The organism is Mesorhizobium sp. M5C.F.Ca.ET.164.01.1.1 (assembly GCF_004792125.1).
Taxonomy (GTDB): Bacteria; Pseudomonadota; Alphaproteobacteria; order Rhizobiales; family Rhizobiaceae; genus Mesorhizobium; species Mesorhizobium wenxiniae.
Genome location: NZ_SRTG01000311.1, coordinates 1 through 339 on the forward strand (window position 1 = coordinate 1; position 339 = coordinate 339).

Annotated in this window: 1 pseudogene; it reads left to right on the forward strand. The window is 58.4% G+C overall.

Annotation, left to right across the window (positions count from 1 at the left end):
* Positions 1 to 339 (forward strand): annotated as a pseudogene (locus EN807_RS33610) (3-hydroxyacyl-CoA dehydrogenase NAD-binding domain-containing protein); the annotation flags it as partial.

Sequence of the window (339 nt, forward strand, 5' to 3'; positions counted from 1 at the left end):
TGCTGCGCGGTCTGTCGACTATAGAGAAGAACTAGGTCGTCTCGGTCAACCGCTGTTCGTTGAGCGAAGAGGTGAAAGGGCAGCGGCTGGGCCTGTTCAAGGCCAGCACCGACTATGCTGACCTTGCCGATTGCGACCTGATCATCGAAGCCGTGTTCGAGGACATGGCGGTGAAGAAAGAAGTGTTCGGCAAGCTCGACGCGATCGCCAAACCCGGCGCGATCCTCGCCACCAACACCTCTTATCTCGACGTCGACGCGATTGCCGCCTCGACGTCGCGGCCACAGGACGTGCTCGGCATGCATTTCTTTTCGCCGGCAAATGTCATGAAGCTTTTGG